Annotated in this window: 15 protein-coding genes and 4 tRNA genes; 9 read left to right on the top strand and 10 right to left on the bottom strand. The window is 69.3% G+C overall.

The window, feature by feature from the left end; translation table 11 throughout:
* Positions 1-96: 96 nt before the first annotated feature.
* A complete protein-coding gene (locus tag CRP45_RS27295) occupies positions 97-804 on the bottom strand; it encodes a PIG-L deacetylase family protein (protein ID WP_097247563.1) in 708 nt (235 codons plus the stop codon).
* Between the two features lie 81 nt (positions 805-885).
* On the opposite strand from CRP45_RS27295, the gene CRP45_RS27290 reads away from it, so the two are divergent.
* Positions 886-1,473, top strand: coding sequence for a peptidylprolyl isomerase (locus CRP45_RS27290; protein ID WP_084482712.1), 588 nt, complete (start codon positions 886-888; stop codon positions 1,471-1,473).
* Between the two features lie 67 nt (positions 1,474-1,540).
* On the opposite strand, the gene CRP45_RS34060 is transcribed toward CRP45_RS27290, so the two are convergent.
* The 6 genes from CRP45_RS34060 to pgsA all read right to left on the bottom strand — a co-directional run bounded on the left by CRP45_RS34060 (position 1,541) and on the right by pgsA (position 5,923).
* Positions 1,541-1,714 (bottom strand): hypothetical protein, encoded by a 174-nt coding sequence (locus CRP45_RS34060; protein WP_169810825.1) that lies wholly within the window; start codon positions 1,712-1,714, stop codon positions 1,541-1,543.
* 296 nt (positions 1,715-2,010) lie between these two features.
* A complete protein-coding gene (pspM, locus tag CRP45_RS27285) occupies positions 2,011-2,892 on the bottom strand; it encodes a phage shock envelope stress response protein PspM (RefSeq protein WP_245910474.1) in 882 nt (293 codons plus the stop codon).
* A 239-nt stretch (positions 2,893-3,131) separates the two neighbouring features.
* Positions 3,132-3,959, bottom strand: a complete 828-nt coding sequence (locus CRP45_RS27280) for a PspA/IM30 family protein (protein ID WP_067782544.1) — start codon at positions 3,957-3,959, stop codon at positions 3,132-3,134.
* 200 nt (positions 3,960-4,159) lie between these two features.
* The gene (locus CRP45_RS27275) at positions 4,160-4,618 is read right to left on the bottom strand and encodes a helix-turn-helix domain-containing protein (RefSeq protein ID WP_067782841.1); all 459 of its coding nucleotides are present in this window, start codon (positions 4,616-4,618) and stop codon (positions 4,160-4,162) included.
* A gap of 139 nt (positions 4,619-4,757) precedes the next feature.
* Positions 4,758-5,249 carry a CinA family protein gene (locus CRP45_RS27270; RefSeq protein WP_097247562.1) on the bottom strand — a complete coding sequence of 164 codons (492 nt, stop codon included), beginning with the start codon at positions 5,247-5,249 and terminating at the stop codon, positions 4,758-4,760.
* A complete protein-coding gene (gene pgsA, locus CRP45_RS27265) occupies positions 5,246-5,923 on the bottom strand; it encodes a CDP-diacylglycerol--glycerol-3-phosphate 3-phosphatidyltransferase (RefSeq protein WP_097247561.1) in 678 nt (225 codons plus the stop codon). The genes CRP45_RS27270 and pgsA overlap by 4 nt, the downstream gene beginning before the upstream one ends.
* Before the next feature lie 143 nt (positions 5,924-6,066).
* On the opposite strand from pgsA, the gene CRP45_RS27260 reads away from it, so the two are divergent.
* Both CRP45_RS27260 and CRP45_RS27255 read left to right on the top strand, forming a co-directional pair.
* Positions 6,067-6,633, top strand: coding sequence for an amino-acid N-acetyltransferase (locus CRP45_RS27260; RefSeq protein ID WP_084482706.1), 567 nt, complete (start codon positions 6,067-6,069; stop codon positions 6,631-6,633).
* Positions 6,634-6,659: 26 nt separating this feature from the next.
* Entirely contained in the window at positions 6,660-6,944 is a 285-nt protein-coding gene (locus CRP45_RS27255; protein WP_067782538.1) for a YciI family protein, read from the top strand.
* Positions 6,945-7,068: 124 nt separating this feature from the next.
* Here the strand turns inward: CRP45_RS27255 and CRP45_RS27250 are convergent, their stop codons facing one another.
* Positions 7,069-8,058, bottom strand: coding sequence for a TerC family protein (locus tag CRP45_RS27250; protein ID WP_097247560.1), 990 nt, complete (start codon positions 8,056-8,058; stop codon positions 7,069-7,071).
* Between the two features lie 480 nt (positions 8,059-8,538).
* Here CRP45_RS27250 and CRP45_RS27245 point away from each other — a divergent pair.
* The 5 genes from CRP45_RS27245 to CRP45_RS27225 all read left to right on the top strand — a co-directional run bounded on the left by CRP45_RS27245 (position 8,539) and on the right by CRP45_RS27225 (position 9,507).
* Positions 8,539-8,611: transfer RNA gene (locus tag CRP45_RS27245), tRNA-Trp, on the top strand.
* 74 nt (positions 8,612-8,685) lie between these two features.
* Positions 8,686-8,759 (top strand) — tRNA-Leu (locus CRP45_RS27240).
* Positions 8,760-8,785: 26 nt separating this feature from the next.
* A tRNA-Arg gene (locus tag CRP45_RS27235) sits at positions 8,786-8,859 on the top strand.
* A gap of 4 nt (positions 8,860-8,863) precedes the next feature.
* Positions 8,864-8,934, top strand: a tRNA-Gln gene (locus CRP45_RS27230).
* A gap of 168 nt (positions 8,935-9,102) precedes the next feature.
* Positions 9,103-9,507: a hypothetical protein gene (locus tag CRP45_RS27225; protein WP_097247559.1), complete on the top strand. Its 405-nt coding sequence runs from the start codon at positions 9,103-9,105 to the stop codon at positions 9,505-9,507.
* Between the two features lie 116 nt (positions 9,508-9,623).
* On the opposite strand, the gene CRP45_RS27220 is transcribed toward CRP45_RS27225, so the two are convergent.
* A complete protein-coding gene (locus tag CRP45_RS27220; RefSeq protein WP_097247558.1) occupies positions 9,624-10,196 on the bottom strand; it encodes a hypothetical protein in 573 nt (190 codons plus the stop codon).
* Between the two features lie 302 nt (positions 10,197-10,498).
* On the bottom strand, positions 10,499-10,927 hold the full coding sequence (locus CRP45_RS27215) for an SRPBCC family protein (protein ID WP_097247656.1): 429 nt from the start codon (positions 10,925-10,927) through the stop codon (positions 10,499-10,501).
* A 121-nt stretch (positions 10,928-11,048) separates the two neighbouring features.
* Between CRP45_RS27215 and CRP45_RS27210 the strand changes: the two genes are divergently transcribed.
* The gene (locus CRP45_RS27210; RefSeq protein ID WP_097247557.1) at positions 11,049-13,763 is read left to right on the top strand and encodes an ATP-binding protein; all 2,715 of its coding nucleotides are present in this window, start codon (positions 11,049-11,051) and stop codon (positions 13,761-13,763) included.
* Positions 13,764-13,899 lie beyond the last annotated feature (136 nt).

Raw genomic sequence — 13,899 nt, 5'->3', positions numbered from 1 at the left:
GCGCGCCTAGTGGAGTTGCACGCAGTAGCGAAACGCTATCTCGAATCCCTGGCGCGGCCTTCGAGCGCCGGGCAGCGCGGCGAGAGCAGAAACCGCTCAGCCGAAGTAGTACAGCTCGAAACCCACGGCGCGCTCGGCCGGGAAACCGTCCTTCGGCCCGGTGGCCATGTCGACGATGGCTGCGACCTGATCGGCGACCGGCTCGGAGCTGAGCACCTCCAGGTACCGACGGTGTTCGGCCAGCGAGGCGGCGGCCTGCTCCACGGTGGCGGTGACATCGACTGCGTGCGTCGCGACCGGACCGACGACCGCGGCCCAGCGCGGCGACCAAGGCGGCAGATCGGACAGCTCAGGGAAGATCCACTCGTTGCCCGCGTCGGAGGCGGCGTCCAGTCCGGCCCGGCCGACGGCGCGGTGGTCGGCGCTGTTGGCGTAGCCGGGCGCCCAGGTGTCGCCGAAGTTGAACAGCACCAACATCTCCGGGCGGTGCCTGCGGATCGCGGCCGCCAGATCGCGGCGCAGTTCCAGGCTCTCCTGCACCCGACCGTCCGGATACCCGAGGAACTCCACCTGCTCGACCCCCACCACCTTCGCCGACGCGATCTCCTCGGCTTGGCGCAGTGGACCCGCCTCCGCGGGCGGCATTCCGGCGATCCCCGCCTCGCCGCTGGTGACGAGCACGTAGCGAATGTCCTTGCCCTGCCCCGTCCATCGCGCGACAGCCGCGGCAGCGCCGTATTCGATGTCGTCGGGATGCGCGACGATCACCAGGCCGCGCTGCCAGTCCTCGGGAACCTGCTCCATGGCCCTATTGAAACACCCGAAACAGGCATGCGGCGGGTCCGGTTGCCCGCCCGAATCGGTCCTGCTGTAGACAGTGTGGCCATGACGAAGCTCACACGCGCCGCCGCCGTCCTCGGTCTCGCGCTCATCGCACTGTTCAGCCCCGGTCCGCTGACCGCGGCGCCCGCCAAGGCCGATCCGCTGCCCAGGGTGTTCTTCGATGTGTCGGTGGCGGGCATTCCCACCGGCCGCATCGTGATCGAGCTTCGCTCGGACGTGGTGCCCGAGACCGCGGAGAACTTCCGCGCGCTGGCCACCGGCGAGCAGGGCTTCGGTTACAAGGGTTCGGTGTTCCACCGCGTGATCCCCGGTTTCATGGCCCAGGGCGGCGATTTCACCAACGCCGACGGCACCGGAGGCAAGAGCATCTACGGCCCGACCTTCGCCGACGAGAACTTCGAGCTGACCCACGCCGTTCCCGGCACGGTCAGCATGGCCAACCGCGGGCCGGGCACCAACGGCTCGCAGTTCTTCATCACGATGAAGGACACCCCGTGGCTGGACGGCAAGCACGTGGTGTTCGGCACCGTGGTCGAGGGCATGCACGTGGTGCACGCCATCGAGCAGGTGGGCTCGCCCTCCGGAGCGCCGGTGCGTCCGATCGTCATCGACAACAGCGGTCAGCTCTGACCAGAGAAAACGCCACGGGCCGTGCGCCATCCCTCCCGGATGACGCACGGCCCGTTGGCTTTTGGCGTTACAGCTTGCTGACGGTCGAGTTGTCCGAGCCCGACACCGCCTTGTACAGCAGGTACAGGCCGAACACCACGGCGCTGATCACCAGGATCGGGAACAGCCCCTTGATCAGCGCGCCGATGATGGCGAGCGCGATCCACACGACCGCGACGACACCGATGATCTTCCACAGCATTTCCAGCCTCCTGGACGTTTCTCCCGAACCGCCGTCCGGCGATCCGATACCTCCATGCTGGCAGTCGCTGGACCCGAAATCACCAGGTCAGTAGCGATATCCGGGTGTAAATCAGGGTTCACCCCGACACGGCGCGGAGAGCCTACTCCCCGCGCACGGCTGAAGCGGCCGTAGAGCCACGGCCGCCAGGCGTGGCCGGTCGGAGTTTGTCGAAACCCCGCGCGGCCGGAGCGAAGGAGTACGGCCAGGGGCGCGATCGATGTCCGTCCTCAGCCCGAGCGATGGCAGGGGTTCGCCTAGTGCGGCAGACCGGGAGGCGGCGGGGAGACGGTGAGGGTCGGACGGTCGGCGATCTCGGTGAGCGCCTGCGCCCAGCCGTCCAGGCGATCCGCGGCATGCCGTAGCTCCGCGACGATGCCGTCGAATTGGTGTGCGACGACAGTGGTTTCGGGTACCGCGAGCACACCGCTCGCCGCGGCGACGACGTGCTCGTATTCGGCGATACCGGATTCCAGCCTTGTCATCGCGAACCGCACGTTGGCGGTGAGCGCGGCGGTGGCCTCCGGATTGGTCCGGCCGACAACGGATGCGGCGCGCTCCATCTGGACGATGTCGGCGGCGAGCGCGTGCAACGCGGCGGCGCCGGAGGCGGCCGTCTCGACCATCTCGGCGAGTTCTTCGTTGGGCAGTCTGCGCGAGGCGGCGATCTGCGCGGTGAGCCCGTGCAGCGCGCGTTCGGCCTGAACAAGGCGGGCGATCGGGGCGCGGGCGGCCGAGCGCAACGGCGGCTGTTTGCGCGGCAGGAAAGCGGCCTGCGGCAACGGAGTTCGGCGCAGCCGCAGGTAGCGCCGGGCGCTGAGCGCCGCACCGGTGACGAACGCGACCGCGCCGCCGCCGAGAACGACCACGGCCCAGGCGGGCGCCGAGACGACGACGAGACCGACTGCGCCCGCGGTGGTCAGCCCGGAGACGGTGCCGAGCTGATAGCTGCGCCGCCGGGCGCGGCGGCGCTTACGGAGTTCCCGCTCGCGCGGGTCGGCCCAGCGGCGCACCGCGACGAGCGCGTGTTCGCCCATGTCGCGCAACGTGTCCGGCAGGGGGCCCTGCGGCATCCCGAACGTCGGCTGCGCCGGCACCGCGGGAACACCGGTCCTCGACGGAATTCGCTTGCGACTCATGCCCGCGCCTCGCTGACGCTCGGTTCCGGCATGCGTCGAGGACGCTGGCACACGATTCGCTCACTCCGTTTCATGCGTTTCCCTCACCCCGTTCGAGCCGAATCGCAGACCGGACCGGCCGACGACGAGACGATGCGCGCGTCGCAGCCACGGGGCGTGACGAGGGCGCCCCTCGGTGATACGACGATCTCGCGCTGCCCGCGTCCCGCACCGCACCGGTCCTTGCCTGTATCGAGCTGTTACTGCTGGGCGGCCTGGCCCTTGTTCATCTGGGGCTGCGCGGGGTTCGCCTGGGTCTGGGCGGGATTGATGGCGGACTGGCCGCCGCCCGCGGGCAACGCCTCGCCGCGCATCGAGGCGCGGATCTGCTCCAGCTTGCTGTGACCGGCCATCTGGATGCTGGCCTGCTGCACCTCGAGCATGCGGCCCTGCACCGAGTTCTGCGCGAGCTCGGCGGCGCCAAGCGCGTTGGCGTAGCGGCGCTCGATCTTCTCGCGCACCGCGTCCAGGCTCGGGGTGGTGCCGGGCGCCGACAGCGTCGAGTCCATCTGCTGCAGCGACGCGGAGACCTGCTCCTGCATCTTGGCCTGCTCGAGCTGGCTGAGCAGCTTGGTGCGCTCGGCGACCTTCTGCTGCAACAGCATCGCGTTCTGCTCGACGGCCTTCTTGGCCTGGGCGGCGGCCTGCAGCGACTGGTCGTGCAGCACCTTCAGGTCCTCGACGGACTGCTCGGCGGTGACCAGCTGGGCGGCGAACGCCTCGGCGGCGTTGGTGTACTGGATCGCCTTCTCGGTGTCGCCCGCCGCGGTGGCCTGGTCGGCGAGCATGACGGCCTGGCGCGCGTTGGCGTTGAGCTTCTCGACCTCGTCGAGCTGGCGGTTCAGCTTCATCTCCAGCTGACGCTGGTTGCCGATGACCGACGCGGCCTGCTGCGAGAGGGCCTGGTGCTGGCGCTGAGCTTCCTCGATAGCCTGCTGAATCTGCACCTTCGGATCCGCGTGCTCTTCGATCTTGGCATCGAAGAGGGCCATCATGTATTTCCAGGCCTTGACGAACGGATTAGCCATCGATTGATCCCGCCTCCATCTGATGTACCGCTTGACGCGGCCCGGGTACACGACCCTCGCGCACCCGCTTGTGCCTATCCTCCACCATGCGGCACCTGGACCGGGGCGACCCGGCCCAACCGACGCCTACTTACCGAATCTATCCGTTTTCGGCGTCGGCCCGCAGCGTTGCCCGCGGCTGGGCGTCCGGCGTTCTGTTGTCAGTTGCTCTTCACCAAAACCAGCATGTCCGCCTTCGGCGCCGGAATGACGATCCGGGTGTCCTCGGCGATCTGTGGCCGGACGGCCGACATGGACGCGGAGGCCGGAGCGAGCGCGGGCTCCTGCGCGGGCGCGGCCTCGGCGGATTCCGCGGCGGCGGCCGTCTGCTCGGCTTCCGCGGCGGGCGTCGCCGCGGCCTCGGCGGACTCGCCGACCGGTAGCCCGTCGACCCCCGCCATGATCGTGCTCACATCCCATAGCACCCGCGACAACGGCACGTCGAGTGCGGCGCAGATCGCGGCGAGCAGTTCGCTCGACGCCTCCTTGCGGCCCCGTTCGACCTCCGACAGATAGCCCAGGCTCACGCGCGCCGAAGTGGACACCTCGCGCAGGGTCCGATGCTGGGCGAGACGAGCACGCCGCAGACTGTCCCCGATCGCCTCTCGCAGCAGCGTCATCTCGATCTCCTTCGCTCCGAACACCGGGCGCCGCTGGCGCAGTCGCCTGGCGAGCACCGTTCTTTCTGGCACAACGTCCGGGGGCGCCCGGTTGGTTCCCGGCGGGTGAACTCGTCACGCGAATCCACGCGCGACGCGCTCAACCGCCCTGAACGCACCGAAGCAGTTCCCGCACCGCGCTCTCGGTCGCGGTGAGTCTGATGGTCCACCGGTCGCCGGACAGTTGCAACCGCATCACTTCGGTATGCCACGGACTGGACAGCCCGAGGAAGACGGTGCCGACGGCGTGACCGTCCTGGCCGTCGGGTCCGGCGACGCCCGTCAGGCCGATCCCCCAGTCGGCGGCGCAGCGGGTGCGCGCGCCGACGGCCAGCTGTTCGGCGGTGCTCGCCGCCACCGGTCCCTCGGCGGCGAGCAGCTCCGCGCTGACACCGGCCAGGCTGCTCTTGAGATCGGTCGCGTACACCACGAGTCCGCCGCGCAGTACCGCGCTCGCGCCGGGCACCCCGGCGATGGTCGCGGCCACCAGCCCCGCGGTGAGCGATTCGGCGGTGGCCACGGTCTGGCCCGCCGCGCCGAGTGCGCGCACCAGGTCGGCGGCGGGGACGGACGCGGTCAGCGGATCGGTCATGCTCCGCGCGCCCGGCCGGAACCGCCGGCGAACCACACCCGTGCGGCCTGCCCGACGTAATCCAGACCAGTGACGACCGTCAGCACCACCGCCAGGTACATCAGCGCCATGCCCGCGGCCTCGAAGCCGCCCGACAACGGCAGCAGCAGCACCCCGATCGCCAGCGACTGCACCAGCGTCTTCAGCTTGCCGCCGCGCCCCGCGGGAATCACCCCGCGCCGCACCACGAGCAGCCGCAGCAGCGTGACCCCGATCTCGCGCCCGCAGATCACCAGGGTGATCCACCAGGCCAGATCGCCGAGCACGGAGAGTCCGATCAGGGCCGCGCCGATCAGCGCCTTGTCGGCGATCGGGTCCGCCAGCTTGCCGAAATCGGTGACCAAGCCGTACTTGCGCGCCAGCTGTCCGTCGAAGCGATCGGTGATGGCGGCGAGCCCGAACAGCGCGGCCGCCGCGATGCGCCACCCGGTCTCGTGCCCGCCGCCCGTGAAGAGCGCGACGACGAACAGCGGAACGATCGCGATGCGTGCCATGGTCAGCACGTTCGCGATGTTCATCAGCGGTACGGCGGTGTCGGCCGGAGTGGCAGCGAAGCTCCCGGATCGCTCGGTTCCCTGACGCAGGACACCCGCGTCGGGCCAGCGACGATCGATCTCTTCGGGTTGCACGCTCATGCCCTCGCCTCGAGGGCGCGCGATACGAGGACGGCCACGTCTCCATCCGGTTGCGCTACCCCGGCGCGATGCGGTGAGCGGAACGACAGGATGTGCGGCACATGTTCAGACTATCGGTAAGGGTGCCGACTACTGTGCACCCCATGACCTCTCGGGGACCACTAGGTGGTTCGACCAGCGACGCGAATACCAGCGCGGCCTCCGCCGCGCCCGGCTCCGTACCGGTTGTGCGACGCGCCCGAACCTCGGACGTGCCCGAGATCAAACGCCTCGTCGACGTCTACGCGGGCCGCATTCTGCTGGAGAAGAACCTGGTCACCCTCTACGAGTCGGTCCAGGAGTTCTGGGTGGCCGAGGTCGACGGACGCGTCGTCGGCTGCGGCGCGCTGCACGTGCTGTGGGCCGATCTCGGCGAGGTGCGCACCGTTGCCGTGCATCCCGACGCCAAAGGCACCGGGGTCGGCAAGCTCATCGTGCAGCGGCTCGTCGCGGTGGCCAGGGAACTGGAGCTGCGCAGGCTGTTCGTACTGACCTTCGAGGTGGAGTTCTTCGGCAGGCACGGCTTCGTCGAGATCGACGGAACGCCGGTGACCGCCGAGGTCTACGCCGAGATGTGCCGGTCCTACGACACCGGTGTCGCCGAGTTCCTCGACCTCAGTTATGTGAAGCCGAACACGCTCGGCAACACCCGCATGCTGCTCACCCTCTGAAGCGCCGACCGAGAAAGCGATACGCCGTGCCGATCTTCGCCGTCCACTACACCTACTCCGAGGCCACCGTCCCCGGCCGCGACACCCACCGGCCCGAACACCGCGCCTGGTTGTCGGGGCTGGTCGAGGCGGGCACGCTGCTGTCGAGCGGGCCGTACCCGGACGGATCGGGTGCGTTGCTGATCTTCCGCGCGGCGGACGAGGCGGCGCTGAAGGACCTGCTCGCGCAGGACCCCTTCGCGCGGGAGGCGCTCATCGACGCGGTGCGCGCCGTGGAGTGGTCGCCCGTCATGGGCGCTTTCACCGACTGATCGAGCGCCGCCCGATCGAACGAGAGAGCCCCGCACCGTGTCGATACGGTGGCGGGGCTTCTCGTTGTCTTCGCGACGAGCGTTTTCGGACTCCGACGCCCTGATCGGGCGGAGACCGGTACGCCTACTGAGCGTCCTGGCGCGCCGCGCCTCGGGTCTTGAGAAGGCTGGCGACGGTCGCCACAATCAGCACGCCGATGATGACACCCAGCGAGACCGGGGTGGAGATCTCCGGAACGGCGACGTGCTCACCGCCGTTGACGAACGGCAGCGTGTTCTCGTGCAGCGCGTGCAGCACCAGCTTGATGCCGATGAACGCGAGGATCGCGGCCAAACCGTAGGACAGGTACACCAACCGGTCAAGCAGGCCGCCGATCAGGAAATACAGCTGGCGCAGGCCCATCAGCGCGAACGCGTTCGCGGTGAAGACCAGGTACGGCTCCTCGGTCAGGCCGTAGATCGCGGGAATGGAATCCAGGGCGAACAGCAGGTCCGCGAAGCCGATCGCGAGCAGCGCGAGCAGCAGCGGGGTGACCGCCATGCGGCCGTTGACCCGGGTGACGAGCTTGTCGCCGTCGTACTCGTCGGTGGTCGGCAGCACCCGCTTGGCCAGCGCGACGATGCGGCTGTCGCGTTTCTCCTCGGCCTCCACCTCGTGCCCGCTCTCGCGCAGCAGCTTGACGGCGGTGTAGATCAGGAACAGGCCGAACAGGTAGAACACCCAGCTGAACGCGCTGATCGCGGCCGCGCCGACGGCGATGAACACACCGCGCATGACCAGCGCGAGCACGATGCCGATCAGCAGCACCTTCTGCTGGTAGATCCGGGGCACCGCGAAGGTGGTCATGATGATCAGGAAGACGAACAGGTTGTCCACCGAGAGCGCCTTCTCGGTGACGAAACCGGCGTAGTACTCCCCGCCGAAGGTCGAGCCCCATCGCCAGGCGACGAAGCCGCCGAAGGCCAGGGCGAGGGTGATGTAGACCGTCGACCAGAAGGCCGACTCACGGAAGGTCGGTTCGTGCGGCGTGCGCACGTGGGCGAAGAAGTCGAAGACGAACAAGCCGAGGATCACCGCGATGGTGATCCCCCATTCCAGTGCGGTCACCTGCATGCTGCGGCCCGATCGGAGGCGGTAGTCATGACGGCCATCATGCCCGATTTGTCCGTTCTTGTCGGCTAGCGGGTTCGTTGCTGACCATCCTGTCACACTCCCGCGACGACCTCTGGAGCGCATAAGACGTGCATCCGATGCCCTGAGCGCCGCATCACGATGATTGCGAGCGCGTTGCGCAGCCCCTCGAAATTCCTGGTTCCGACCGGTCTCGAAAAACCGGTTTCCCGTGGCGGATTCGGGTGTTAGCGTCGAGGACGACGAACCACCGCTCCCGAAACCCGAGAGGCACAGGCGATGACAGCGCGAAACCGGCAACAGCGACAGTGGTCGCTCGGCGCCGCGCGCCCGAACGCCGCCCTTCGCCTACTCGGCGTGCGCTGGACGCGCGTCCGGAGCGGCCCCTGAGTTCTCGGCACCCGAGAACCTTTTCCAGGGGTCATTCCGCGGCGATCCGCCGGGAACGGCCCCTTTTCGTATGCGGGGGTAGCTCAACTGGTAGAGCACCGGTCTCCAAAACCGAAGGTCGGGGGTTCGACTCCCTCCCTCCGCGCCGTCCAACTGCACAGCGACCCGGCAGCATGCGCGAGCCCTGCTGCCACCAGAGTTCCGGCCTCCGGGCCGCACTCCCTCGTAGCCCAACTGGTAGAGGCACCGGCATTAGGAGCCGGGAGTTGCGAGTTCGAATCTCGCCGAGGGAACCGGGTTCGCGGGAAACCGCGGACGAGCGTTTGTAGCTCAACGGGAAAGAGCGCCTGCCTACGAAGCGGGAGGTTGGAGGTTCGAGTCCTCCCAAGCGCGCCGATGGGGTGTGGTGTAACGGAAGCATGGCGGGTTTTGGTTCCGCCGGTTCAGGTTCGAATCCTGGCACTCCAGCCCCCGGCTTAAGCAGGGTGGCCGCTGGGCTCTGCTGTCAGCGGACGTGTCAGGCGTTTGTCAGAGCGGTGTCAGCCGTGGCGGACAAAGTGTGTACATCGAACAAAACGACCGGAACCGGAACCGACCCCCGGTCGAAATCACCACGGATTCAAAGGAGTACACACCATGTCCACCATCACCGTCGCCCTCACCGACCAGGACAAGTCGACCGTGCGGACCGCCGCCTACGGTGCCGTGTCGCTGATGGCCGCCGCCGGCGCGCCGCACAAGGGCATCGCGAACGGCTCGATCGCACTGACCTCGGCGACCGGCCTGGTCGGGCATGTGCTCGCCGCCAAGAGCAGGGACATCGAGCTGAAGGGCAAGTCCGTCGCCGCACTCGCCGACCACGTGCTGCCCGCCCTGACCGCGGCCGTCGAGCTGCTCGAGCAGCGGGATCCGGCCGAGGCCGCCAACTTCCGCGACACGGTTCTCGTCGCCATCGAAGCAGCCGCCCGGTCCCGTGGGAGCGAGCCAAGCCCCGCCGTGGCCGCGATGACCCGCAAAATCACCGCAGCGCTCGACGCCTGAGCGGAGGTCCGGCCGCGCCGCGACAACTCGCGACGGGTCCGGCCCAACACCCGCACAGCCGCCGACTCACAGGGTCGCTCTCGCGCCAACCGCCGAGAGCGACTCTGTCAGCGCGTCTATCGCTGTGACCGGGACTTCCAGACCAACAGCGCGGCCTGCGCGATGAAGAAGACGCCGCCACCGGTGGCGTAGACGGACAAGACATCCAGGGATGGCGCTTCGCCCGCGGCCTGGGCGACATAGAAGGCGCCGACCAGGAAGGACAGACCGCCGGAGAGCAGGGTCGGCCATTGCCTACCCAGAGCCGGGCCGCGGCGGTAGAGGCCGACGGCCAGTTGTGCCGCACCGGATAGCGTTGCCCAGGCACCGAATACGGCCAGCACCGCGGCCACGCCGCCCGCGGTTCCAGCTACACCGAGGGCGATGGCGGTCAGTGCGCTGAGGACGCCGTTGAAGGCGGTCACGCGACGTTGGGAGTCATTCGGCACCGCGAGCCAGTCGATCGCCGAAGACACTGCGTCGATGAGCGGGTAGGCGATCAGGAGGGTGAGCGCGATGGCGTTCAGCGGGTCGTGGGCCGCGGCGAAAGCAGCGGCCCACACTATCGCCAGGATCCCGCGGCCCAGATACAGGCGGATCAGCGACAAGCGCTCGGACGTCGAAGCGGGCAGTGCCGCAGTGGTATTCATGGAAGTTCCATTCGAATCAGGGAAATGAGTTCCGCTCTCGCGGGAACAGCGCTGCGGGCCCCCGTCCGTGCAGCACCGCGATCTCCGCCCAGATCCACAGAGCCACCGGCCCGGCGAAAACCGTTGCCACACTGGCTCGATCGGGCCACGGCAGCGCACGAAGCGAGGGCATGCCGATCACCTCTCCCGGGAGAAGAGAATTCCTGGACCGACGTGATCCCGCTGGGCGACGTTGCCGGAATCGATGGCGTGGACACCGGGTGCGAGCCATTCGGCGTCGCGCATCGCGTGCGGCGCCGAGATCACGCGGCCTTCAGCGGACCGGCGAACGACTTGCGCAGCGTGGACGGTCCCACCAGCGGCAGCAGCGCGGCCAGGAGCTTGCCCTTGACCTTGCGTGGGGTTCTGGTCAGTTCGACATCGACGCGGGTGCCGATCGCCTCGGACGTGGCGCGGAAGACCCAGCCGCCGCCCGCGCCGAAGAGCTTGGAGTCCAGCGTGGTGATAGTGACGGTGTCGCCGGCCGGATCCCACTGGTAGCGGGCGCGTTCCCAGGCGGCGGCGGTGCCCTCCGTGACCTCGGCCCAGGTGTCGCCGCGGTCGTGGACGACGAAGTGTTCGGCGTCGATGGACGGCCACAGCTCGGCGCGGGCGGGTCCGAAGTCGGTGAGCACCCGCACGACCTCGGCGGGAGACAGGGTGGACAGGAGGTGAAAACGAACGGTAGCCATGGAAGTACCTTCGCCGCCGCGGGCACGGCGCCGCATCGGTCAGATGACGCTGGGCTGACGTATTCGCTGTTTCGATAGGGTCGCGACGGGTCAGGATGGCCCGGAGGAGAGGTACCGCACGATGCCGATGTTCGGACGAGACACCGAGCTGAAAGACCTGGCCGCACTGCTGGACGGCCCGGGCGAGGGGAGCGGAATCCTGATCGAGGGAGAGCCAGGGATCGGGAAGTCGGCGCTCGTCGAGGAGACGATCGCGGCCGCGGCCGTCGCGGGGGTCACGGTGCTGCGCACCGCAGGCGTCGAAGCCGAACAGACCCTCGTCTACGCCGGACTGCACCGCCTGCTGTACCCGCTCCGCCGTGGACTCGACACCCTGCCCGCACGCCAGTTCCACTCTCTGACAACCGCTTTGGGCCTCTCGGACGGCGACTCCGAGCCGAGCCCCTACCTGGTGGGCCTCGCCGCGCTGACCCTGCTGGGCGATGCGACGGCCGAGCGGCCACTGCTGGTCGTCGCCGAAGACGTGCACTGGCTCGATCCCGCGACGTCCGAGGTGCTCGCCTTCCTCGCTCGCCGGATCGCGGCCGAGCCCGTTGCCGTGATCGCCACCCGCCGAGACGGTCACCGGTCGCCGCTGGACGACGCCGGGTTGACCGTCATGCGGCTCGGGCCGCTGTCCGATGACGACGCGCGGGCGCTGCTCGACAACACCGCACCCGACCTGTCGGCTCCGCTCCGTCTACGGGTGCTCACCGAGGCCCAGGGCAATCCACTGGCACTGTCCGAACTGCCCACCGCTGTCGCGGATCTCACCGACCCTGTCCACGCACTGCCGTTGACGGACCGCCTCGAAGAAACCTTCGCAGCGCGCAGCGGCGCACTTCCTTCGCACAGCCGAGCCGCGTTGCTGATCGCAGCACTCGACGACAGCGACTCGCTCGCCGAAACGCTCACTGCCACAGGAATTCTCCTGGGTTCGCCGGTCGGTCCGGATACCCTCACCCCGGCGGTGGCGGCCCGGCTGATCGACGTCGATTCCAGCACCGTCACCTTCCGGCATCCGCTGATCAGGTCGGCGCTCGCCGCCCGAGCCACCGCCGACGAGCGCCGCAATGCCCACCTCGCGCTCGCCGCGACGCTCAGCGCGCTACCGGATCGCCAGGCGTGGCACCGGGCGGCCGGGACCGTGGGTCCGGATGAACAGGTGGCCGCCGAACTCGAAGCCGTCGCCGAGCGGGCACGCCACCGCGAGGGCGCGGTGGCGGCGCTGGAACGGGCCGCCGCGCTCAGCGACCGTCCGGACCGGCGCGCGGACCGCCTGCTGCGGGCGGCCGAATCCGCCGTCGATGCCGGTCGGCGCGACACCGCGCAGCGACTCGTGGACGCCGCGCGGACGCTTCCGTTGACGGCCGCGCAGGAGGCCACCGCGCACTGGCTGCTCAGCGGATTCGAGGACGGGATGCGCGAACATCCGTCGCGCATCGGTGAATTGGCGAAGCTGGCGGCATCCGTCGCCTCGGCCGGGCACGCCGACGCCGCGCTGCGCATCCTGTGGGGCGCTGCCATGCGGTGTTTCTGGAACGAGCCAGGTCCCGACGCCCGCCGATCCTTGCTCGCGGTCGCCGACGCGCTGGCGATCCCGGACAGCGATCCGCGCATGGTCGCGGTCGACGCGTACGTCGCTCCGTTCGAGCGCGGCGACCGGGTACTCGGCCACCTCGGTGCGCTGGCCGCGACCACCGGACGTGATCCGGAAGTCGATCGCTTCCTCGGGAGTGCGGCACTCCAGGTCGGCGCGTTCGACCTCGCCGCGCAGTTCTCCGCCGCCGCCGCTCCCGGTCTGCGCGTCGCCGGGCGGCTGGGGTTGCTGCCGCGCGCGCTCACGGTGCAGGCGTGGAGCCTGACCCGGCTCGGGGATCTCGCCGGTGCGGCGCCCGTCGCGGCCGAGGCCGCGGCCTTGGCCCACGAAACCGGCCAGCCGTTCATGCACGGACTCGCCAAGGCGGTACAGGCCGAAATCGCCGCTCTGCGTGGCGATTACGCGCAGGCCGTGCTACTCACGGCGGACGCCGAACGCGCCGGTCTCGCCGCAGGAGCTCGCCCCGTACTGGCCACGGTCCAGCTCACCCGCGGGCTCATCGCCCTCGGCGAGGGCCGATTCGACGATGCCTTCACCGATCTGCGCCGCATCCACGATCCGCGCGACCCGTCCCACGCACCGGCCCTACGCGCGTATTTCCTCGCCGAACTCGCCGAGGCCGCAGTCCGGGCGGGACAGACCGACACCATGGCGGAAATGCTGCGCGGACTGGAACCCACGGCGGCGTCCACACCGTCGCCCGCCCTACACATCGGAATGCGTTATGCGCGGGCGGTACTCGCCGGTGACGCGGCCGAGGAGCGGTTCGCCGCCGCGCTCGCCGCCGATCTCACCGGCTGGCCCGCCGAACGCGGCCGCCTGCACCTGGCGTATGGCGAATGGTTGCGGCGCCAGCGCCGGGTCGTCGAGTCACGAACCCATTTGCGCACGGCCAGAGAGATTTTCGACGCCCTCGGCTTCGCCGCGTGGAGCGAACGGGCACGGCTGGAATTGCGCAGCGCGGGCGAATCGAGCCCGAACCGCAGCCCGGACGCCCGCGAACAGCTCACCCCGCACGAGCTGAGCATCGCGCAGCTGGCGGCCCAGGGCCTGACCAACCGGGAGATCGGACAGCGGCTGTACCTGTCGCATCGGACCGTCAGCACCCATCTGCATCGCATCTTCCCGAAGCTCGGGATCAGTTCGCGCGGTGACCTCGCGGCGCTACTGCCGACCGACGCCGAGACGCCACGGTAGTCGCCTCCGACCGACACCGATTACGTCATTCGACGCTCGCGACGACAACCGCGCGCTGCCTAGCGTCGGCGGAGTTGGCGGTACGGTCGCGAAACGTAGAGACCGCATCGCACACCGGCCCAGTGACGACAGCTTC

Source organism: Nocardia amikacinitolerans, assembly GCF_900215415.1.
In the GTDB taxonomy this organism is placed as follows: domain Bacteria; phylum Actinomycetota; class Actinomycetes; order Mycobacteriales; family Mycobacteriaceae; genus Nocardia; species Nocardia amikacinitolerans.
Note: the sequence above shows the minus strand (reverse complement) of the source record. Positions and strands in the feature narration are given on the sequence as shown.

Bases quoted from the DNA above. Each gene is read 5' to 3' on its own strand.
- CRP45_RS27295 (WP_097247563.1), bottom strand. From the start codon at position 804: ATGGAGCAGGTTCCCGAGGACTGGCAGCGCGGCCTGGTGATCGTCGCG.
- CRP45_RS27290 (WP_084482712.1), top strand. From the start codon at position 886: ATGACGAAGCTCACACGCGCCGCCGCCGTCCTCGGTCTCGCGCTCATC.
- CRP45_RS34060 (WP_169810825.1), bottom strand. From the start codon at position 1,714: ATGCTGTGGAAGATCATCGGTGTCGTCGCGGTCGTGTGGATCGCGCTC.
- pspM (WP_245910474.1), bottom strand. From the start codon at position 2,892: ATGAGTCGCAAGCGAATTCCGTCGAGGACCGGTGTTCCCGCGGTGCCG.
- CRP45_RS27280 (WP_067782544.1), bottom strand. From the start codon at position 3,959: ATGGCTAATCCGTTCGTCAAGGCCTGGAAATACATGATGGCCCTCTTC.
- CRP45_RS27275 (WP_067782841.1), bottom strand. From the start codon at position 4,618: ATGACGCTGCTGCGAGAGGCGATCGGGGACAGTCTGCGGCGTGCTCGT.
- CRP45_RS27270 (WP_097247562.1), bottom strand. From the start codon at position 5,249: ATGACCGATCCGCTGACCGCGTCCGTCCCCGCCGCCGACCTGGTGCGC.
- pgsA (WP_097247561.1), bottom strand. From the start codon at position 5,923: ATGAGCGTGCAACCCGAAGAGATCGATCGTCGCTGGCCCGACGCGGGT.
- CRP45_RS27260 (WP_084482706.1), top strand. From the start codon at position 6,067: ATGACCTCTCGGGGACCACTAGGTGGTTCGACCAGCGACGCGAATACC.
- CRP45_RS27250 (WP_097247560.1), bottom strand. From the start codon at position 8,058: ATGCAGGTGACCGCACTGGAATGGGGGATCACCATCGCGGTGATCCTC.
- CRP45_RS27225 (WP_097247559.1), top strand. From the start codon at position 9,103: ATGTCCACCATCACCGTCGCCCTCACCGACCAGGACAAGTCGACCGTG.
- CRP45_RS27220 (WP_097247558.1), bottom strand. From the start codon at position 10,196: ATGAATACCACTGCGGCACTGCCCGCTTCGACGTCCGAGCGCTTGTCG.
- CRP45_RS27215 (WP_097247656.1), bottom strand. From the start codon at position 10,927: ATGGCTACCGTTCGTTTTCACCTCCTGTCCACCCTGTCTCCCGCCGAG.
- CRP45_RS27210 (WP_097247557.1), top strand. From the start codon at position 11,049: ATGCCGATGTTCGGACGAGACACCGAGCTGAAAGACCTGGCCGCACTG.